The sequence below is a fragment of the Aquipluma nitroreducens genome, assembly GCF_009689585.1.
Classification (GTDB): domain Bacteria; phylum Bacteroidota; class Bacteroidia; order Bacteroidales; family Prolixibacteraceae; genus Aquipluma; species Aquipluma nitroreducens.
In genome coordinates, this window is record NZ_AP018694.1 from 3,643,522 (window position 1) to 3,664,638 (window position 21,117).

General features: G+C 39.0%; 20 protein-coding genes. 6 read left to right on the top strand and 14 right to left on the bottom strand.

Going from position 1 to position 21,117, the window contains the following annotated elements:
* Positions 1-8: 8 nt before the first annotated feature.
* From AQPE_RS15255 to AQPE_RS15285, 7 genes are read right to left on the bottom strand one after another with little or no spacing between them, the layout of a single operon-like run.
* Positions 9-935 carry an alpha/beta fold hydrolase gene (locus tag AQPE_RS15255; protein WP_318347363.1) on the bottom strand — a complete coding sequence of 309 codons (927 nt, stop codon included), beginning with the start codon at positions 933-935 and terminating at the stop codon, positions 9-11.
* Positions 901-2,157 carry an NADH:ubiquinone reductase (Na(+)-transporting) subunit F gene (nqrF, locus tag AQPE_RS15260; RefSeq protein ID WP_318347364.1) on the bottom strand — a complete coding sequence of 419 codons (1,257 nt, stop codon included), beginning with the start codon at positions 2,155-2,157 and terminating at the stop codon, positions 901-903. Before nqrF ends, AQPE_RS15255 begins: the two co-directional genes overlap by 35 nt.
* 21 nt (positions 2,158-2,178) lie before the next feature.
* Complete coding sequence (gene nqrE, locus AQPE_RS15265) at positions 2,179-2,796, bottom strand: NADH:ubiquinone reductase (Na(+)-transporting) subunit E (RefSeq protein WP_318347365.1); 618 nt, start codon at positions 2,794-2,796, stop codon at positions 2,179-2,181.
* 21 nt (positions 2,797-2,817) lie between these two features.
* Complete coding sequence (locus AQPE_RS15270) at positions 2,818-3,450, bottom strand: NADH:ubiquinone reductase (Na(+)-transporting) subunit D (RefSeq protein WP_318347366.1); 633 nt, start codon at positions 3,448-3,450, stop codon at positions 2,818-2,820.
* A 12-nt stretch (positions 3,451-3,462) separates the two neighbouring features.
* Positions 3,463-4,167 carry an NADH:ubiquinone reductase (Na(+)-transporting) subunit C gene (nqrC, locus tag AQPE_RS15275; protein ID WP_318347367.1) on the bottom strand — a complete coding sequence of 235 codons (705 nt, stop codon included), beginning with the start codon at positions 4,165-4,167 and terminating at the stop codon, positions 3,463-3,465.
* 11 nt (positions 4,168-4,178) lie between these two features.
* Complete coding sequence (locus AQPE_RS15280; protein WP_318347368.1) at positions 4,179-5,342, bottom strand: NADH:ubiquinone reductase (Na(+)-transporting) subunit B; 1,164 nt, start codon at positions 5,340-5,342, stop codon at positions 4,179-4,181.
* Positions 5,343-5,368: 26 nt separating this feature from the next.
* Positions 5,369-6,724: a Na(+)-translocating NADH-quinone reductase subunit A gene (locus AQPE_RS15285; protein WP_318347369.1), complete on the bottom strand. Its 1,356-nt coding sequence runs from the start codon at positions 6,722-6,724 to the stop codon at positions 5,369-5,371.
* Positions 6,725-6,911: 187 nt separating this feature from the next.
* On the opposite strand from AQPE_RS15285, the gene AQPE_RS15290 reads away from it, so the two are divergent.
* A complete protein-coding gene (locus AQPE_RS15290; protein ID WP_318347370.1) occupies positions 6,912-8,201 on the top strand; it encodes a type IX secretion system plug protein in 1,290 nt (429 codons plus the stop codon).
* Positions 8,202-8,209: 8 nt separating this feature from the next.
* On the opposite strand, the gene AQPE_RS15295 is transcribed toward AQPE_RS15290, so the two are convergent.
* Positions 8,210-10,297 (bottom strand): sensor histidine kinase, encoded by a 2,088-nt coding sequence (locus AQPE_RS15295; RefSeq protein ID WP_318347371.1) that lies wholly within the window; start codon positions 10,295-10,297, stop codon positions 8,210-8,212.
* Between the two features lie 179 nt (positions 10,298-10,476).
* On the opposite strand from AQPE_RS15295, the gene pruA reads away from it, so the two are divergent.
* The 3 genes from pruA to AQPE_RS15310 all read left to right on the top strand — a co-directional run bounded on the left by pruA (position 10,477) and on the right by AQPE_RS15310 (position 13,429).
* On the top strand, positions 10,477-12,114 hold the full coding sequence (pruA, locus tag AQPE_RS15300) for an L-glutamate gamma-semialdehyde dehydrogenase (protein ID WP_318347372.1): 1,638 nt from the start codon (positions 10,477-10,479) through the stop codon (positions 12,112-12,114).
* 87 nt (positions 12,115-12,201) lie between these two features.
* Positions 12,202-12,510 carry an FtsB family cell division protein gene (locus AQPE_RS15305; protein WP_318347373.1) on the top strand — a complete coding sequence of 103 codons (309 nt, stop codon included), beginning with the start codon at positions 12,202-12,204 and terminating at the stop codon, positions 12,508-12,510.
* Positions 12,511-12,838: 328 nt separating this feature from the next.
* Positions 12,839-13,429, top strand: coding sequence for a YqgE/AlgH family protein (locus AQPE_RS15310; protein WP_318347374.1), 591 nt, complete (start codon positions 12,839-12,841; stop codon positions 13,427-13,429).
* Here the strand turns inward: AQPE_RS15310 and AQPE_RS15315 are convergent.
* Genes AQPE_RS15315 through AQPE_RS15335 form a run of 5 tightly spaced genes read right to left on the bottom strand, consistent with a single transcriptional unit; the run spans position 13,422 to position 17,137 of the window.
* Positions 13,422-14,249 (bottom strand): aminotransferase class IV, encoded by an 828-nt coding sequence (locus AQPE_RS15315; protein ID WP_318347375.1) that lies wholly within the window; start codon positions 14,247-14,249, stop codon positions 13,422-13,424. The two genes, AQPE_RS15310 and AQPE_RS15315, sit on opposite strands and share 8 nt — an antisense overlap.
* Positions 14,246-14,734, bottom strand: a complete 489-nt coding sequence (locus tag AQPE_RS15320) for a D-glycero-alpha-D-manno-heptose-1,7-bisphosphate 7-phosphatase (RefSeq protein ID WP_318347376.1) — start codon at positions 14,732-14,734, stop codon at positions 14,246-14,248. Before AQPE_RS15320 ends, AQPE_RS15315 begins: the two co-directional genes overlap by 4 nt.
* The gene (locus AQPE_RS15325; protein WP_318347377.1) at positions 14,731-15,342 is read right to left on the bottom strand and encodes a rhomboid family intramembrane serine protease; all 612 of its coding nucleotides are present in this window, start codon (positions 15,340-15,342) and stop codon (positions 14,731-14,733) included. Before AQPE_RS15325 ends, AQPE_RS15320 begins: the two co-directional genes overlap by 4 nt.
* 11 nt (positions 15,343-15,353) lie before the next feature.
* Complete coding sequence (gene holA, locus AQPE_RS15330) at positions 15,354-16,352, bottom strand: DNA polymerase III subunit delta (protein WP_318347378.1); 999 nt, start codon at positions 16,350-16,352, stop codon at positions 15,354-15,356.
* Between the two features lie 14 nt (positions 16,353-16,366).
* Complete coding sequence (locus AQPE_RS15335) at positions 16,367-17,137, bottom strand: AMP nucleosidase (protein ID WP_318347379.1); 771 nt, start codon at positions 17,135-17,137, stop codon at positions 16,367-16,369.
* A gap of 145 nt (positions 17,138-17,282) precedes the next feature.
* Between AQPE_RS15335 and AQPE_RS15340 the strand changes: the two genes are divergently transcribed.
* Complete coding sequence (locus tag AQPE_RS15340; protein WP_318347380.1) at positions 17,283-17,735, top strand: type I restriction enzyme HsdR N-terminal domain-containing protein; 453 nt, start codon at positions 17,283-17,285, stop codon at positions 17,733-17,735.
* A 285-nt stretch (positions 17,736-18,020) separates the two neighbouring features.
* On the opposite strand, the gene AQPE_RS15345 is transcribed toward AQPE_RS15340, so the two are convergent.
* Positions 18,021-19,664 carry a SulP family inorganic anion transporter gene (locus AQPE_RS15345; RefSeq protein WP_318347381.1) on the bottom strand — a complete coding sequence of 548 codons (1,644 nt, stop codon included), beginning with the start codon at positions 19,662-19,664 and terminating at the stop codon, positions 18,021-18,023.
* Between the two features lie 491 nt (positions 19,665-20,155).
* Between AQPE_RS15345 and AQPE_RS15350 the strand changes: the two genes are divergently transcribed.
* On the top strand, positions 20,156-21,097 hold the full coding sequence (locus AQPE_RS15350; protein ID WP_318347382.1) for an alpha/beta fold hydrolase: 942 nt from the start codon (positions 20,156-20,158) through the stop codon (positions 21,095-21,097).
* Positions 21,098-21,117 lie beyond the last annotated feature (20 nt).

The following is a 21,117-nucleotide window of genomic DNA, read 5'->3' on the forward strand; positions in this document are numbered from 1 at the left end:
TGAAGAGTCTATTGTACTCCTGAATTTCGTTTAATGAAATGAATAGAAATTTCATTAAAAATGGTTGCCTGATCGAGATTACAGCAATGGCCACTATTCTTGATGATTTCAAGTTTGGCGTTTAATTGTTTTTTTACCAGATCTGCCACCATTGGCAGAAACATATGGTCGCCATCGCCCATCAGGTATAAAACCGGAGCCGATGGTTCTCTGCGTATGAATTCATTCAGGTTCGATTTAATTTCCCTGGTCATTTTCATCCATTTTGCAAATTCCTTTTCTCCCAGTTTAATCGCTTCTTTTACGAAAATATTTCGCGATTCGCGATGTTTGCGATAGGGCATCAGTATTAACGCATTTAGTTTATACAACCACATGTAAGGCAATACCGAATTCAGGATCTTTGCCATTCCGATGAGTACTTTGAGTGTTTTATTGAATTGGATGATTGCTCCTCCAAGCACAATTGATTCGGCTCTTCCGGGAGCCAGTTTGTCGATAGCCCGGATTACAATACATCCTAATGAAATACCAACCAAATGAGCTTTTTGAATTTCGTAATGATCCATCAGATGAATCACATCCAATGCAACTTCATCAAACGAATATCCAGCGTTTTCTTCCTGAATGGTTGGTTTCGATTTACCATGTCCGCGCAGGTCAACCAACAGTACATTGAAATGCTTCTTGAATTCTTTCAACTGCCTAAACCATACTACATTGCTTCCTCCAGCGCCATGTACGAACACGACCCATGTTTTGGATTTTGGATGTATGAATTTGCGGTGATAAATCATGGTGTAAAAGTAGTAGAAAATGAAGGCTTGCGTTTGTAAACGGCATAAAAAAAGACGCGATACCAAGGTATGACGTCTTTTCTCTGGAAACAAAAGATTGGACTTAACCGCCAAAGTCGTCAAACAGGACGTTTTCATTGGGCACGCCCAAGTCGTAAAGCATTTTATTGACGGCACTGTTCATCATCGGAGGACCGCAGAGGTAATAGTCAATTTCTTCCGGTTCTTCGTGTTTACTTAAGTATTGATCGTAAATGACCTGATGTATAAAGCCTTTATTTCCAGTCCAGTTATCCTCAGGTTGTGGATCAGATAATGCAAGATGGAATGAAAAATTTGGGAAATTGTTTTGAATGTGCGTAAACTCTTCGTAGTAGAAAACTTCTCTCCATGAGCGTGCGCCATACCAGAAAGTGACTTTCTTTTTAGTTTCTTTTACAGTATGAAACAGGTGGAAAAGATGAGATCGCATTGGAGCCATTCCGGCGCCGCCGCCAATAAACATCATTTCGTTGTCATTGTTTTTCAGGAAGAATTCGCCATATGGACCTGAAACGGTTACTTTATCGCCGGGTTTACGTGAGAAAATAAATGATGAACAAATTCCCGGGTTTATTTTCTGGAATCCACCATTTACGCGGTCGAACGGTGGGGTAGCAATGCGGATGTTGAGCATTACTATGTTTCCTTCAGCCGGATGATTGGCCATTGAATAGGCGCGGAACGTAGGTTCAGGATTCTTCATCTGGAGGTTAAACATCCCAAATTTTTCCCATTCGGGACGGTATTCTTCTCCAATGACCATATCTTTAAACTCAACATCAATCTTTGGCACATCAATCTGAATGTATCCGCCTGATTTAAAATTCAGGTTTTCACCTTCAGGAAGTCTAACGACGAACTCTTTGATGTAAGTTGCCACGTTGTTGTTCGACACCACTTCGCATTCCCATTTTTTTACACCGAGAACGTGTTCCGGAACCTGAATCTTCATGTTTTCGCGAACTTTTACCTGGCAGCCAAGTCGCCAATGGTCTTGTTGTTCTTTACGGGTGAAATGATCGGTTTCGGTAGCAAGTATAGAGCCACCACCATCAATAACCTGGCAACGGCATTGAGCACAGGTGCCACCACCACCACATGCGGAAGGCAGAAAGATTCCGCTTTCGGATAAGGTTGAAAGAAGCGAGCTTCCCGGATTTACAGTTACCTCTTTTTCATTGTTGATGCTAATCTTTACCTGACCAACGGCAGTTAATTTGGCGCGGGCAAACAACAAAGCTGAAACCAATACCAGGACAATGACCAAAAAGGCTATAATGCTGGAAATTACTACAAAAATGACTGAACCTAATATCATTGGATTTGATTTTTATTAGCATTAAATTTTAATCCCCATGAAACTCATGAACGCAAGCCCCATTAAACCGGTAACAATAAATGTAATACCAATACCTCTGAGCGGTGCAGGTATTTTATTGTATTTTAGTTTTTCGCGTATTGCTGCCAGCGATACAATGGCAAGAGCCCAGCCTATGCCGGATCCCAATCCCCAAGACAAAACTTCGCCGATGTTTTTATATTCCCGTTGTTCCATAAATAGGGAACCACCCAAAATAGCACAGTTTACAGCAATAAGCGGAAGGAAAATACCGAGGGAATTATAAAGTGCAGGAGTGAATTTTTCAATGAGCATTTCAACCAACTGAGTCATTGCCGCAATGGTTGCGATGAAAACCATGAAACTCAGGAATGATAAATCAACATCTTTAAAACTTTCGCCAAGCCATACCAATGCCCCGGGTTTCATTACATATTTCAAAAGTAAGTAGTTTACGGGAACAGTAATAACTTGTACAAAAATTACTGCGATACCAAGTCCTAAAGAAGTTTTTACAGTTTTTGAGACGGCCAGATAGGAGCACATCCCCAAAAACAGGGCGAAGATCATATTGTCGATAAATATCGCCCGAATAAATATATTTATAATGCTTTGCATAATCGATTGGTTTAGTAGGGATTAATCTTTTTCAATCAGTTCTTTATTAAAACTGCGCTGTATCCAGATGATAACTCCAACAAGGATGAGCGCTGCGGTAGGCATAATCATCATCCCATTGTTAATGTATCCTGTGTCATAAAATGACTTGGGTATAACGTTGAATCCAAGAACGGCACCCGAACCAAAAAGCTCCCTGATAAAGCCAATTGCAATTAAAATCATGGCATATCCAAGACCATTGCCAATCCCGTCGACAAACGATGGCCAAGGTTTGTTGCCCATCGCAAATGCTTCCAGACGACCCATAATAATACAATTCGTAATGATCAACCCGACATAAACCGAAAGTTGTTTGCTAACGTCGTAAACAAATGCCCGAAGTAACTGATCGACCAGAATAACCATCGTGGCTACAACAACCAGCTGAACGATGATGCGGATTCGTGGAGGAATATAATTACGCATGGCTGAAATCACCAGATTGGAGATAGCCGTAACTACCATTACCGATAGTCCCATAACAATTGCCGGTTTTAATTTAACCGTTACTGCCAATGCCGAACAAATACCCAGAATCTGTACAGTAATCGGATTCTGTAAATTCAGCGGGTTAGACAGCAGTTTGAAATTTTTTGAAGAGAATATGCTCATTGCTATCGGATTTTATTGACGGTTTTTAATGAAATATGTTTTATACTGAACCAGGCACGAATCAAGCATGGCCTGTAGTCCTTTCGAGGTAATGGTTCCTCCGGAAATAGCATCCACAGCATGCGGATCATCTTTTTTAGCTCCGCCTTTTTCTACCTGAATGGATACAAAATCAGTTGAATCTTTAAAAAGTGTTTTTCCCATGAATGGCTCCTGAAATCCTTTGGTTGCGATTTCAGCGCCAAGACCAGGAGTTTCACCCTGGTGGTCGTAGGTTACGCCATATATCGTGTTCATGTCTGGTTTTACAGAAACGTAACCCCAAATCGGACCCCAAAGTCCTTTACCTCTTACCGGCAATGAATAGGCCTTGGATTGATCATCGAGCGTGCCAACGAAAACCGGAAGCAATCTTTGTGATGCAGCTTTTTCAAGCTCGGTTTTCAAGTCAACATCAAAAGCCACGACTCCATCCTGCTTTTCTCCTTTATTGTTGATCACATAACTGTCGGTAATGTATTTGGCATAAAGATCAACCGCATTTTTTGTTGTCGATTCGATTCGCAGGGAAGCCAGAATGTTCTGTTTCTTCTCCACTTCAATGTTTTTATCCTGAAACGGTTTCAATTGCATTGCTGCCATTGAGAGAAGCAACGCTACAAGAACAACCATTACAGTGGAAAAGATAAAAATATAAGTATTACTAAAGTTCTTCATGTTTTTCCTTTTTATGCGTTTGCTTTCACTTTGGCTCTTTTTAACCGGCGTTTAATATGCCCTTCAACAACGAAATAATCGATCAGCGGAGACCAAACATTCATCAGCAGAATGGCAAGCATCATTCCTTCAGGATAAGCCGGATTGAATATTCGAATCAGGACGACTAACACCCCGATCAAAAAACCGTAAATCCATTTCCCTTTTTCGGTATGCGATGCAGTAACCGGATCGGTAGCCATAAAAACTGCACCAAAAGCAAAGCCACCCATAACTAAGTGATAGTAAGCCGGAAGTTCCATGTAAGCATTTAATGGCAGCAAGTTGCATAGAAATCCCATACTAAGTGTTCCGAGTACAACCGAAAGCATAATTTTCCAACTTCCGATACCGGTGAAAATTAGGATTGCAGCACCAATAAGTACGGCAATTGTTGAAGTTTCGCCAATCGAACCGGGAATGAATCCCATAAACATATCGTGGAAGGAGGCCATTTTAGACGCTGCTCCCTGTCCGATTTGGGCAAGTGGGGTAGCTCCTGAAAAGCCATCAATAGGTACTTTGTTTGGAAGATCATAAATCCATACTGAATCGCCTGACATTTGTGAGGGATAGGCAAAGAAGAGAAACGCACGGGCAAGCAAGGCAACATTCATGATGTTATAGCCGGTACCTCCAAATATTTCTTTACCAAAAATTACTGCAAAAGCCACTGCAAGGGCAAGCATCCAGAGTGGAATGTTTACCGGCATGATCAACGGAATCAGAATACCTGTTACCAAATATCCTTCGTTTACCTCGTGGCCACGGATTTGAGCCGCAATAAATTCTATTCCCAGTCCAACTCCATAGGAAACTACCAGAAGTGGAATTAATTTCAGGAATCCAAAGATGAAATTATCGATTATACCTCTTTCAATACCAAATGCAAGTCCATTTTGGTAGCCGATATTCCAGCTTCCGAACAACATCGCCGGAACCAATGCCAGAATCACTACGGTCATTGTACGTTTTAGATCAATTGCATCGTGAATGTGGACTCCCGTTTGGGAAGTGTGATTGGGTGTGAACAAGAACGTTTCGATTGCACCAAAAGTCGATCCGAGTTTGGCAAACTTACCGCCGGGACTGAAAAGCGGTTTCTTTTTATCTATGTAGTTTCTGAGTGATTTCATTGATATAGTATAACTTAAATTTCTTGTTAATTACCCAGTTCTTTAATCATTACGCTTATTCCATCACGCAAAATCCGCTGAACTTCGATTTTTGAAGTGCAAACATATTCGCATAACGCAAGGTCTTCTTCAATAACTTCATAAATGCCCAATTGCTCCATTTTGTCAATGTCGTTGGCAATAATGGCTTTCAATAGAAATACAGGAAGAATATCCATCGGGAGAACTTTCTCGTATTGACCGGTAACAACATATGCCCGTTCTTCTCCGTTCAGGTTCGTGTCGGCTTTGTAAACCTTTTTTGGAGTCAACCACGAAAAGTACGATCGTGAAATACTGAATTTATTTAATCGAGGCATTGCCCAACCTAAAAATTCAAAGTAATCACCTTCGGGAATGACAGTTATTTGCTGGTCGTAAAATCCAAGATAATCATCAGTTTCAGTTCTTTTGCCAGTCAGTACATTGCCCGAAATATACCGTTCTTTAACTTCCTGCCTGGTGGCCTTTTTCAATATTTCCGAAAGGCAAATTCCATGAACAACTTTAATGTATTTTGGAGCAGTAACTTCGGAACCCGTAAGTGCAATGATTTTCGAGAAATCGACCTTCCCTGTTTCAAACAACCGACCGATATACAGAACTTCCTGCGGATTAATGGTCCAAATCAGATCGCCCTTGTTAATCGGACAAACATGATGGATTTGAATACCTACATTTCCTGCCGGATGCGGCCCGGAGAACTGGTTGATCACAATGTTTTTGATGCCCGAAAAGAAACCGTTCGCTTGATCAGGACGAATCCCGATTTGAATTTTACCATCGGTTAGTTTGGAGAGTGCATTAATCCCAGTTTGAAAAGCTGATGTCTGGCCTTCCAGAATGAATTCGTAATCAGGGGCAAGTGGAGCTGAATCGAATCCTGAGATGAAAATATGAAGCGGCGAGCTGTCCGGTCTGGCAACAGTTCCATATGGACGTTGTTTCAAAAAGGGCCACATCCCACTAGCTTTTAATTGCTCTTTGATTTCCTCTCGCGAAAGCTTCAACGGATCGGCCTTTACAAACTCAACACAATCGTTTTTCCCATCTGCGTTGACGACAATTTCGAGTACTTTTCTTCGTTCGCCCCTGTTGATTGCTAAAGCTTCCCCACTAACAGGAGAAGTAAATAAAATTTCCGGATTGGATTTGTCAAAAAATAAAGGCTCGCCAGCTTTTACGAGCTGTCCGGCCTTTACCAGTATTTTTGGCATGAGTCCGGGGAAGTCAGTTGGCTTAATAGCAACCTTGACTGCTGCGACATGAGTCCCCAAAACTTTTTCGGCATCCCCTTTCAAACGAATGTTTAATCCACGCTTTAAATTGATAACCTTTGACATTGTTTTCCCTCGTATAGTTTAGGTTTTAAAAATAAATAAATTAAAATCTTTTCACAATCTTTGTTTCATAAACTTATATAAATTGAAATATTTAAATAGTTGAAACCGTTTATTCTAATGGTATAATTTTTGGCCTTTTCAGGAATAACCGATTGATTTTTGAGTAAGAACATAATTATAAACGAAGATGAACTTTATGCGATTGTTGTTATTCTCTATCCTGAATTTGGTTTTGGTGCTAAATTCCAGAGCCTTAGAAAAGGTTGATGAGTTTTATTATCAGAATGCTGTTTTTCGGGAAGAAATAAAGTCCGTGCAAATGTATCGTGAAGGGAGCGAACTTTCGAATCCTGTGATTGAACTTGGAAGCGATGTTAAACTATTGTTCAAATTTGACGATTTGGCGGAAGACGTAAAGAACTATTCGTACACTGTTATTCATTGTGATGCCAATTGGAACGAGTCTTACATTCAGCAGAACGAATATTTGTCTGGATTTCCTGATAATCAGATCACTGATTATGCCATGAGCTTTAATACGACAATTAAATTTGTTAACTACCAATTAAGTATTCCTAACGAAGATTGTAACCCAAAATACTCCGGAAATTATGCTTTAATTGTGTTCGAAAATAATAATCGAAAGAATCTGGTTCTAACACAACGATTTTATATTGTTGAGCCAAAAGTCAGGATTGAAGGGTTAGTGAAAAAAGCAACTTTCGATGTGTACAACGGAGAGAATCAGGAAGTCGATTTTAAGGTGGTAAACCAACAGCTCAAACTTCTGAATCCACGTGAAGATATTAAAGTTGTTTTGATGCAAAACCGCCGATGGGACAATGCAATATTAAATCTGAAACCGAATTATATTCGTGACAATGTTTTGGATTATGATTATGACAAGGAGAACGTATTTCCTGGGGGAAACGAATTTCGTTATTTCGATATACGAACCAAACGACGTAATGGTGAAAATGTCGAAAGTGTAAAATTCATTCAACCCTATTTTCATGTTACGCTTCTTCCTGACGAAATCCGGAATAACTCCAAGTTTTTGCCTTATAAAGAAATGAATGGGAACTTTGTGATTCAAAGCCAGGATCGTGTCACCGATACCGATACCGAGTGCGATTATATGTTTGTACATTTCTATTTGGCAATGCCAAGCCAGTTGGTTGGTGGATCGGTAAATGTGTTTGGCGCTCTTACCGGATGGAATGCCAACAAATCAAACGAAATGAAATGGAATTATGAAGCTGCAGGATATGAATTAACTCTACTTTTAAAACAGGGTTATTACAACTATCAGTATGTTTATGTTCCTGAAGGCGCTAAAAAAGCTGATTCTGTTAATTTAGAGGGAACATTCTTTATCACTGAAAATGAATATGAGATTTTTGCTTATTATCGCGATCAGTCGAGTCGCTATGACCGTTTGGTAGGATTTGTAACGCTGAATTCAAGCGTAAAATAAACTTATGTTTATCGGACTATTTTTAGGGGGCTCTCTTCCCTGATGTATGGTATCGTAAACGAGAATGTTGAACCAACCCCTAACTTCGAATTAACGATTAACTCGCCACCAAGTAATCGTACATAGTGTTGTGCAATCGACAGTCCAAGTCCAGTTCCTTCATAGGCGCGGATGGTGCGGTTATCGAGCTGGTGAAAGCGTTCAAAAATCCGGTTCTGGTCTTTATCTGATATCCCAATGCCGGTATCTTTCACGAAAAATTCCAAATGATTTATTCCCAGAGTTCGGTATCCAAATTCAACTTCGCCTTCTTCAGTAAATTTAATTCCGTTATCGATTAGTTTCTGAAGAATGGACTGAAGCAAAATTGAATCGGTTGTTACTGCAAATTTCGGACTTGGATTTTCGCAGTTCAATTTTATCCTGATATTTTTTTTATCTTCCAGATCGTAGGTAAATTCCTTATAAAGCGAAACCATCATATCGTTTACTCTACACAACGATTTTTTTACAACGAGCGTATTGCTTTCAATCTTTGAAAGACTGATCATGTCGTTAATTAGCGACAATAACAATCTACCGTTGGTAAGAATTATTTCAATGAATTTGCTTTTTTCATCGTCGTCAAACTCAGGAGAACCTAACATTTTTGAAAATCCGATAATGGCGTTCATCGGTGTCCGGATTTCGTGTGAAATGTTGGCAAGGAATGCTGTTTTTAAACGGTCGGCATCTTCAGCTTTGTTTTTAGCCTCTTCCATTTTTAGCTCAGCCATTTTCCGTGTAGTTATATCGCGAGCCAACGAAACAACCGAATGATCATTCAATCGGGCAATTCGCATTTCAAACATAGCTGACGAACCTTCTACTTCCAGGGCATATTCAATAGTTTCTATACTGTCAAATTCAATACAGTGCTGAATACAATGGAATATTTTGCTTGACATTTTTTCGGAAAAGCCAACCTCAAAAATTGAATTCCCGATAATGTCATCAGGTTTAATTTTAAGAGCTTCGGATGCTTTGAATACGAAATCTACATAAACTCCCTCTTTATCAATGATAAAGAACAAGTCGGGAATTGCCTCCAAAAGTACCTGATAACGTAATTTGTTTTCTTCAAGCTCGTTTACCCGGTTTTCTCTTGATGTTACATCAATGAATAAGCTTATGATTTGATTATTGGAAATTCTAAAGGTGTTAACTTCAAAATACTTGTCTAGACGCTCAAGATAAAATGAAAAATGATTTTTTTTGGAGTGAAGGTATTCCTTATTCCAGTCGAATGAGCCTCTAAATATTTTAGGAAGCACATCATCTGCCGGATTGTCTTTTAATTCGCGCGATGTTATTTTAAAAAGCCGTTCAAATGCCAGATTCGTTCTGCGAACTTCCAGATGAGAAGGAGTTCCGAATTCATCTTTCACTATTTCGAGATGCATCATTCCCTGCGGAAGGTTTCTAATGGTTTGATTGATTAGTTGCTCTGTATTTTCTTTTTGTTCAATTAATAAGTCAATCGTATTTTGAAACCTCCATGAAAGTAAAAGTGAAATCAGAAAATAAATGGAAAGAGTTATAAACGGATTGGTATACAATGCATTCGATTGCCATTGAAAGTGAAATAATAAATCGATTAGTCCTGCCTGATAGGTATGAAATAGTAGAGTTATGAATGAGATTGCATAAAATATGAGCAAGTCTCTTTTCTTATCACTGAAAATAAGAAAAAACAGGAAAAATGGAATTAAAGTCCACAAGGTATTTAGTACCGATAAGTGAGTCGGTATAATTGCAAATGAGTTAGAAATAAAGAAAAAATAAGGTAAAATTGGAATCAAAAGGAAGATGTTTATAGCCCAGTTTACGCTAATGTAGCGAAGTCCATAAAATGCAACTCCAAAGAGAATGATTATTGAAACATCTCCAGCCAGGCATTCGTTAGCCGAATAGCCAATCAAGTCGAGCGTAAACATTGTCAACCCGGTCAATAACCCAAGTGCGATAAACACATGAATGCCAATGATTTTTAGAATGTCATTTTTGGCTTCAACGTTATATTGACTGGTAATTGATTTAGTTATGGCTTTTAACATGAAATTACAAAATCATTCAACTTTTACGAGGCAATAAATATAGCAAAATTTAGATTCCAATTTTGTTTAGTGAAATTTATGCAAAAAAGGAAAGGTGATTTTTATTAGTATTTAAACTGTTCAGATAGTTTAGATTTGCCAACAAGAATTTGTAAAATGTCAATATAACACTTTATACCATGTCAAAAGGATTTTTTAATATTCCGGACATTAAAAATGAACCCATTAAAAGCTACATGCCTGGGTCGCCGGAAAGAATCGAATTAAAGAAAATGCTCAATGATTTGAGATCAGTTGAGCTTGAACTCCCAATGATTATCGGGGGTAAAGAAGTTACTACTGACCACAGGGTGCGCATTTCACCTCCTCATGATCACAAGCATACTCTTGGTTATTATTATCAGGGAGATGCATCACATGTTCAAATGGCAATTGATACAGCCATGTTGGCACGAGATAAATGGAATAGTATGTCGTGGCATCACCGTGCTGCGATCTTTCTGAAAGCAGCTGATCTGTTTGCCGGACCATATCGCGCTAAAATTAATGCAGCAACCATGCTGGGGCAGTCGAAGAATGCTTTTCAGGCAGAAATTGATGCTGCATGTGAGATGGCTGATTTTTTTAGATATGGGGTTCGCTGTATGACAGATATTTACAAGATGCAGCCCGAATCTGCACCTACTACCTGGAATTACAATGAATTCAGGTCGCTTGAAGGCTTCATCTTTGCACTTACACCGTTTAACTTTACTTCAATTGCAGGAAACCTTCCAGCAGCACCGGCTATGATGGGAAATGTTGTGGTTTGGAAACCTTCGAAAACTGCTGTTTATTCTGCCGCAGTAATCATGGAAGTTTTGATGGAAGCTGGTTTACCTGACGGTGTTATAAACCTGGTTTATGTTGGTGGGCCAACCGCTGCCGATGTCATTTTCCAATCGCCTGATTTTGGTGGGATCCATTTTACAGGTTCAACAGGAGTATTTCAGGGAATGTGGAAAACAATCGGCGAAAATATTCAGAAATATAAATCATATCCAAGAATTGTAGGCGAAACTGGCGGAAAAGATTTCATATTTGCTGATCCAACTGCTGATCCTCAGGCCGTAGCAATTGCTATGTTGCGTGGGGCGTTCGAATATCAGGGACAAAAGTGTTCTGCTGCTTCAAGAGCCTATATTCCTCGTAGCATTTGGGACGATGTTTGCACGCGCTTTGGTAACGAGTTGGCGACCGTTAAAATGGGACCTCCTGAAGATTTTACCAATTTTATAAATGCAGTAATCGATGAATCGTCATTCGATAAATTGGCTGGTTTTATTGAACAGGCAAAAAAAGATGCCGATGCTGAAGTGCTGTTTGGTGGTAAATGTGACAAATCGGTTGGTTATTTTATTGAACCAACAGTAATTCTGGCAAAGAAACCCGATTACATTACCATGGTTGAGGAATTGTTTGGACCAGTATTGACCATATTTGTTTACGAAGACGAAGATTTGGATCTGACGCTCAAAATTCTGGACAAAACTTCTATTTATGCATTGACTGGTGCAATCTTTTCTCAGGATCGATACAATATTGAGCGGATTACGAAACGGCTTGAGAATGCTGCCGGTAATTTTTACATCAACGATAAACCTACAGGTGCAACTGTTGGACAGCAGCCGTTTGGCGGAGCCAGAGGTTCAGGCACGAACGATAAAGCCGGTTCGATATTTAATTTCCTTCGATGGACATCTATCCGGACGATTAAAGAAAATTTTGTATCGCCAAAGAGTTATACTTATCCAAATTTTGCCCCGGATAAGGAATAAATTAAATTTTAGAGGAAAAGGAGATGAATTTTTTCATCTCCTTTTTTTTTGTGCCGGAAAATCCTATTTTTGTTTAAAATCATTCCAATGGATGCCAAAGAATTAGTATCAAAAATTGTAAAATCGATCATTAACAAATACACGATTGTATTAGCTGCTTTCGTTGTTTGGGTTATATTTTTTGATGACAACAATTTAAGGCAACACCAAAAAAATCTTCAGGAACTTGCCATGCTTCAGGAGCAGGTTAGCTTTTATAAGCATAAAATTGAGGCTGATAAGCGTAAACTAATTGAATTGCAAACCAATGATGAGAACCTTGAAAAGTTTGCGCGCGAACAGTTTTTTATGAAAAAGGCTAATGAAGAAATCTACGTCATTGTTGAGGAAAATTAAAAAATTAAGACGGTTAAGTCTTTATATTATCTTCTTTTTGTCAGTTAACCACCAATTTATTTGCGGCTATTTGCTTTCTTGATTCTTGTAATTTGTTTATATTTAGACTGTTGATTGATTTTGTCTGAAATTCATCTGTTTTTTTTGATTAAATCGGGAGTTTTACTATATTTCTTCAATCAAGTTTGACTATTGAAACAAGTATGCTTCTAAAATAATCTACAGGGCTGAATATTACGAATCACAATAATCACCAAAGCCTTGATTTTTTGGATGCGAGTTTCATGAGAATGTTCTGATTTATTAATCGAGACAACATTATTTTCGAATGAAAATAAATACAAACATATTCAGGATTGAGTCCAATCACGTTCCTCCGAAGCAAGGAAATATTTTGATTGCCGAACCTTTTTTGTCCGGAAGCTATTTTAACCGGTCGATCATAATTTTGGCAACTTGTAATAAAGATGGTGCAGTAGGTTTTATCCTGAACAAGAAGGTTGATTTCCCAGTGGAGGATCTTTTTGTTGATTTCCCTGATTTTGATTCAGAAGTTCACATTGGAGGTCCTGTTGGTACCGATTCTATTTATTTTATCCATACTCTTGGTAATTTAATTCCTGAAAGCATCCATATTAAAGATAATCTTTATTGGGGAGGAGATTTCGATACGCTCAAAACCCATATTAAGCTCGGTCTTGTTGATCATTCACAGGTTCGTTTCTTCTTGGGTTATTCCGGTTGGGAGGCAGGGCAGCTTGAAGAGGAAATTAATGAGAATTCATGGCTCGTTGCCGAAACTTCAGAGGCCGATCTGATGAGTATTGATGAAAATGAGATGTGGGCTAAATCAGTACGTGCTATGGGCGGTAAATATACCATGTGGGAAAACTTTCCTGAGAATCCTTCGCTTAACTGAAAATGAGCTGATTGAATAAGTCTGTTATTCTTCGGATTGTATGATTGAAATACCGTTTATTTTCGAAGCCAATCACCCAACGTATTCCTTTTATCGAGTTTACAATTAATAATTCGTCAGCCTCGTAGAGATCCGATTTTGTGATCCCTTCATTTTCGGCATAATCAAGCTTTAGTTTCTTGAAAACATCGAGCATGAGTGGTTTTGTAATATCCTGATAAGCGCCTTGTTCACTTCCAGCACCTTTGGCCGTTTTACCTTTAATCAGGTACATGTTCGACTCATAAGTTTCAATAATCTGATCAGATGTGTTGACCAGCAAAAGCTCATCGGTAGTTGATTCCTTCTGGTGACTTTTTGCAATGTCCCAAAAAATTTCTGAACCTAAAGACAGGTGCGAAAGTGTTGAAATTGATTTCTTTATTGGTTCGAAAATTTCAGTATATAAGCCTTTTTCATTCAACTCATAGCCAACCTGATCTGTTTTTTCTGATTGTATCGTGAATTGAATTTTTTGTCCTGAAAATCTGAGCGTTAGTGTAAGAATGGCACCTAGGTAGTGCTTGTTTTTTGTAAGTGTTCGCTCCAGTTGTCGCCTCAAAGCAGAACCATCATTTTCAGTGAACTCCGGGAATGATTGGTTGTAAAGGAAAAGCTTGAATCGGATCGAGTCAAGTGTTTCTTTGAAAAATGGGAAAGTGGTCCGGATTGCCCTGATTTTTTCCGTGAAATGGATTGCGTCTGATTCAACCAGCGAAATCTGATATTCTTCCGTGGACACAAACGTTCCGTCAACTAAAATGTATTTGCCTTTGCTCATTGGTTCAGGAATGAGAGGTATGGAAACATATTCTGGTTCGCTGCGATTTGAATTCCCTGGATTCCGGCTTTTTCGGCGGCATCCATATCCGACAGGCTGTCGCCAATAAAGTATGAATCAGGCTTGCTGATTCTATATTTGGCCATAAGTTTTTCAATCATTAGCGAATCCGGTTTCCGGCAAAAACATTTTTCAACTTCAGGATGATGAGGGCAAAATGCAATTTCTGTAATTTCGATGTGGTTTGCCTTGAAGGTCTGAATCAGCTCATCGTGAAGTTTTAGAATGTTATCTTTCGTGTATAGTCCTCGTGAAATACCTCCCTGATTACTGACAATAAATAGCAAAAATCCTTCTCGTGCAAGCAGTTGTAAATTCTCGACAACTCCATCAATTAGCGTCAATTGTTCAGTTTCCCAAATGTAATAATGCTCGCTGTTGTCGATCAGTACACCGTCCCGATCCAGAAAGATTGCTTTGTTCATTGTATTAACCTGAAAAGTTTATCAAGAAAACTTTCGAATAGCATTGGATTAAGTAGTATAGGAAAAATAAACCCAAACAAAGCGCCCAGAAAGTGTGCATCATGTGCCACATTGTCTTTTTGTTTTACACTCATCTGGTATGAATAAACCAGATAAAGTCCGGCAAACACAATTCCCGGTATCGGAAGAATTCCAAAGAAATAGATCAAGTTCCAGGGATCGAAGAAAATCGCCGCGAAAAGTATGGCTGACACTGCTCCGGAAGCTCCAACTGAGTTGTAAAAGTAGTTGTTGCGGTGTTTTATCAACGCGTAAATGTTTGACACCAGAATGCCTCCAAAGTAAAGAAGAGCATAATCCAGAATGGCATTATTTCCAAAATTATATTTGAAATAGGCTTCAATAGCTCGACCAAACGAGAACAGCACAATCATGTTTACGAACAAATGTTCCCAGTTTGCATGAATAAAGGCATGAGTTATCAGTCGGTGATATTCTTTCTTGTGGACAATTTTACTGGCATTAAACTGCAACTGATCCATCAGTTTAGGCGATTTGAAGGCAGCGTATGAAACAGCTACGGTGATGACAATCAGGATTATAGTCATTTTCGAATGGTTTAATGTAAAATGCGGTATATCATTTCTCGTTGAAGGTCGGCTGACGATGCCGAAATATTGCCAAATCCTTTCGATTTCATATCGTATTCACGCAGAATACTTACAATTTCGACCAGTTTTTTGATGTTGTAGTTTTTTGCTGCTGCCACATACGTCTTCACGAAAAACGGATGCACCCCAAGCACTGAAGCTACGTTGTTTTGCGATTTATCTTCCAGAAAATGATAATTCAGTATTTTCGAAAAGTAGGAGAACAGTGATGAAATTACTACCGGAACCGGATTTGATGATGGATTGGCGCCAAAGTAGTTGATAATGCGGTTTGCTTTCAGCAGATCGCGATCTCCCAGGGCATTTTGCAATTCGTACACATTAAACTCTTTGCTGATTCCGATATTTTTCTCGATGTGATCAGGCGTGATTTGAGTTCCAACAGGTAACGAAATAATCAGTTTGTCCAGTTCATTGGCCACTTTACCCAGATCAGCTCCCAGAAATTCCGAGATCATTGCGGCAGCCTGAGGCGAGATAGTATATTGCTGACTTTTCAGATACGACGAAATCCAGGTGGGCAGTTGATTATCGTATATTTTTTTAGACTCGAATAGCACACCCTTCTGATCCAACAGTTTCGGGAATGTTTTTCGTTTGTCGAGTGTTTTGTATTTGTAGTTGATAACCAGAATCGTCGAATTCAGCGGGTTTCTGGCGTAGGTTTCCAACTCCTCTATCTTCTTGATGTTTTGGGCTTCGCGAACAATAATTACCTGGTAATTGGCCATCATCGGGAAGCGGCGGGCGTTGGCAATGATCGTATGAGGCTCTGTGTCCTTTCCGTAAAGCACCGTTTGATTAAACCCTTTTTCAGCTTCAGTCAACACATTGTCGGCGATATAATCGCTGATTTTGTCAATGAAATACGTTTCTTCTCCCATTAAAAAGTAAATGGGGTGGTATATTTTTTTTTGAAGGTTGCTGATTATTTCTTCGAAAGTCATTCTCGTTTCAGATGTTAAAATTTCAGGTGTTTAACCGATTCTCCGTTGTTTTTGATTTCAAGCAAAGCGTCAATACCGATTTCCAGATGTTCATGTACAAAGTTGTTCGTTACAACCTGATCGCTTGCTTCTGTTTTTACGCCTGTCGAAATCATGGGTTGGTCTGAAACGAGTAACAATGCTCCTGAAGGGATCTGGTTGTAGAATCCAACAGTAAAGATGGTTGCCGTTTCCATGTCGATAGCCATTGCCCTCGATTTTTCGAGGTATTTTTTGAAACGTTCGTCGTATTCCCAAACACGTTTGTTGGTAGTATAAACAACCCCGGTGTAATAATCGTGTTTCCGGTTTCGAATGGCTGTTGAAACAGCTCGTTGAAGATTAAATGCGGGAAGCGCCGGGATTTCAGGAGGAAGATAATCGTTGGAAGTACCTTCGCTGCGGATAGCTGCTATGGGTAAAATATAATCTCCAAGTTGGTTTTTAGCTTTCAACCCGCCACATTTTCCCAGGAATAGAACTGCTTTTGGATGTACAGCGCTCAATAAATCCATCATGGTCGCAGCATTAGGGCTTCCCATCCCAAAGTTGATAATGGTGATTCCTTCGGCACTGGCATTGGGCATGTTTTTGTTTTCACCAATCACCGGAACTCCGAATTTTTTGGCAAACATATCCACATACATGTGAAAATTGGTTAACAGAATCAGATCATCAAATTGATCCAACGGCCTTCCGGTATACCGTGGAAGCCAGTTTTCTACAATTTCTTCTTTTGTCTTCATAAAAAGTGTCTAAAGTTCGGAGTTCGGAGTGTCCAGAGTTACATCCGAAGGAACTTTAGTTCACTTCGAACTTCTTTCTCCGAACTTTTATTCGTTATTTTGATTTCGGATTTAACACAAAAATACAAACTTTGTTGGCATCGTCATGCAAAAACTGAATTTGCCCGAATATTCTTTCAGAATTAAAACGACGGAAGGTAAATCATTTATTTTTGATTCGCTTCGAAAGAAATTTGTACGCCTTACTCCTGAAGAATGGGTTCGTCAGAATTTTGTTCAATTTTTGATTGCGGAGAAGAAATACTCAGTTGCGTTAATCGCTGTTGAGGCCGGCGTAAAAGTGAATAATAATCCGCAACGAGCCGATCTTGTTATATACAATCGTTCAGGAAATCCGTTACTGGTGGCTGAATTCAAGGCTCCTGAAGTGAAAATTAATCAGCAGACTTTTGACCAGATTGTGCGATACAACATGCAGCTCAAAGTACCTTTCCTGATTGTGAGTAATGGGTTGCAACACTTTTGTTGCCAAATCAATTACGCTGATAATTCGTATGCATTTCTTCCTGAAATCCCTGAATTTGCTGAGATCATTTAAAATGAGTATCGTTTTTTTCCCTGAGACTTTAAGAAAAGCGACTGGCCTCGTCCGGTAAGCCGAAAAACAAGTGAAGTCGGCGTTAAAAAATCTTTTCTGTTTGAGCCGCAGGCGAGTTTAAAAGATTTTAGCCGTTGAGCGCTAGTTTTTCGAGCGAAGCGGAGGCAGCCTTGACTTTTTTTGAATCCTTTTTTGTGTTAAGACAAAAAAGGATTTAGGGCTTGGGGCAAAGCCCCAATTGTAGATTCAATTTAGGTGCGCAAACGGATATTCATTTATTTAATTCTAAGCTTGCTTCTGAAGTATCATTCCCATACGGGCTAATGCCAGATCGAAAGTTGGTACGATATTGTTTGGGCCAATTAATGCCGGAACGCCTCCTTTTTCAAGTTCTTCAAATACCTCAGGCTGAACTCCCGAGAGAATAATTTGTATCCGTCTTGATTTCAGATCCTTGATGGTTGCTTTCAGGTTTCGGAGGCCGGTACCATCGATGAACGGAACATGCCGCATTCGGATAATGACCACTTTCGAAGTGTGACTAATGTCTTTCAGTGTTTCTTCGTAACGGCGTGCGGCTGCAAAAAAGAATGGCCCGCTGATTTCAAAAATTTCAACTCCTTTCGGGATGTCGGCATAATTTTCCAAAGTATCCGATTCGGTTTCCAGCGGAATTACCTTGCTCAGGTTCGACATGCGCTGCATAAACAATAATGACGATAGTACAACGCCAACTTCAATGGCAACAGTTAAATCGACAAATACAGTTAAAATAAACGTGCTGAGAAGTATAAAGATGTCGTATTTGTGACCTTTCAGAATTGAGTAGAACGACTTCATTTCGCTCATGTTGTAGGAAACAACGATCAGAATTCCGGCCAGACATGGCATTGGAATCAATAACGCCCATTTCCCGAAAACCAACATGATTAATAATAGCGTTACTGCGTGAATAATACCTGCGATTGGTGTGCGTCCGTTATTTTTGACATTTGTCGCAGTTCGTGCAATGGCTCCGGTAGCAGGAATTCCGCCAAAGAATGGTGTGACAATATTGGCAACTCCCTGTGCAATCAACTCGGTATTCGAGCGGTGATTACTACCGATCATCCCATCGGCAACAACAGCCGAGAGCAGCGACTCAATAGCCCCAAGCAAGGCAATGGTTAATGCAGGTTGCATATATTGTCCCAACTGATCGAAATGGATTGATGGGATTGTAATCGCGAATTTATTGGGAATAGAGCCAAATACACTTTCGATCGTATTCACCTGAAGACCAAATACGGCAACGATCGCCGTCATCACAATAATGGCGATGAACGATCCTGGAACTTTAGGGATTAGTCGTCCGGAAAATACAGTTATGATAATGGTTCCAATCGTAATTAATACAGCCGAAAGATTGAAATTCTGCATCTGGTGAAAATAAATTTCCCATTTGGCTACGAATTCAGCAGGAAGCTTGTCGATGGGTAAACCCATTGCATCTTTGATTTGGGTGGAAAAGATGACCAATGCAATACCGCTCGTGAAGCCAACAATCAACGGATGTGGGAAAAATTTCAGGATAGATCCCAATCGCAGTAATCCAAAAGTGATTAGCATTATTCCGGCCATGATGGTCGAAATAATCAGTCCATCGAACCCGTATTTTTGGAGAATTCCGTAAACAATAACGATAAAAGCTCCGGTAGGACCGCCAATCTGAACACGGCTTCCGCCCAGTAATGAGATGATAAACCCGGCAACCACTGCAGTAATGATGCCCTTTTCAGGAGAAACCCCGGAAGCTACGGCAAAAGCAATCGCTAATGGCAACGCTACAATTCCAACGATAATTCCGGCAAAAATGTCGTTGGTTATATTTTTTGTCAGCAGGCCCTTCTTAAACAGGCTCCATGTTTTAGGAAGAAAAATTGGCTCCATTCCGTTCAGATTTTTGAAGGTGCAAATGTAAGTTCTAATCCAAATGTTTCGGTTGAATCGAATATTTTTTTGAGGTTTCTAAAGACAATGTTAATTGGAATCCAAGTAATAGCAGAGGAGATTGATCCAAAGTCAAGATTATTGTAAGTTTCTTCATTCTGAATTTATTTAAGAGTTTGACAATCAGTGTGTATATATCCTGAAGAACCAAATTTAAACTACTTTTGGCAGGTCTTTAGTTTAGTCTTTTTGAAACAACATGAATAAATTGGGAAAATTCAATTGAAAATACTTTAATTTCTTTTGGGTTTTATCTTTTATCTTTTATCTTTTATCTTTTTTTGAATTTGCTGCAACCTTATCCAACAAATCAATGTCTTACCGATAAATATTCTTTAACAAATCCGTCAATCCCGATTTCCGATGAAAAATATCTGATAGTTTGTTCCGGAGTAATTTTAAGACCCAACAATTATAATAAATCAATAGAGATGAGATCAATAATAACGCTTGTATTTATTACTTTTTTTTCAATAACATTAGCTTTTTCGCAGTCTTCTGAACGAAAATTTGTATCCATTAATAATAAGCAAATGTCATATATAACTTTTGGACTTGAAGCAAGAAAAGCCAACGAGCCAGTTTTCGTTTTTGAAAGCGGACTTGGTTCGGGCGGTGGAAGCTATGGAAGTTTGTTCCCTTTCGTTCAAAATAAATTTGCAGGGTTAGTTTATGACAGAAATGGAATTGGAGAATCAGAAATCGACACTTCCGTAAAAACAGATGCTGATGTCGTAAAAAGACTCCACGATTTGTTAAAAACTTTAAAAATAAGTCCGCCATATTTATTAGTTGGACATTCGATTGGTGGACCATTTATACGTTTGTATGCCTCAATATATCCAAATGAAATATGTGGTTTATTTTTCATAGATCCAACAGATTTTCTGCTTACAAAAGAAGAGGACAATAAGGTGAAAATAAACACATTAAGCTCAACTGGTTATCAGGAACTATTAATGATATACTTTAAAAATATCATAAATGACACATCAACGTCAGATGGTTTTAGAAATGAAGCTAAAAGAGAACTGAATGAAAGTTCACCAATCTTCTTTAAGAATTATTCATCCTTGCAACCTCTTCAAGACATTCCCATAACGGTAATGATTGCATATTACAAGCATATTGAGCATTATGAAACGGAAATGAATGAAAATCTGAAATTGGGTATCAATCTAATCCCTTGGTGGAAAGAGTTGGATGAATTAAGAATAAAACATTATGCGGAAATGATAAAGAACAACCGAGATAGTCGGATTATTTTGTTGCCGCGTTACAGCCACGGAATTCACCAGCAAGACCCCAAACTTGTAGCGGAAGCTTTAATTGACACTTATGAAAACTGTATTACTGCCTTGAAGAACAAATAAAAAAATACCGGTGACAAAAG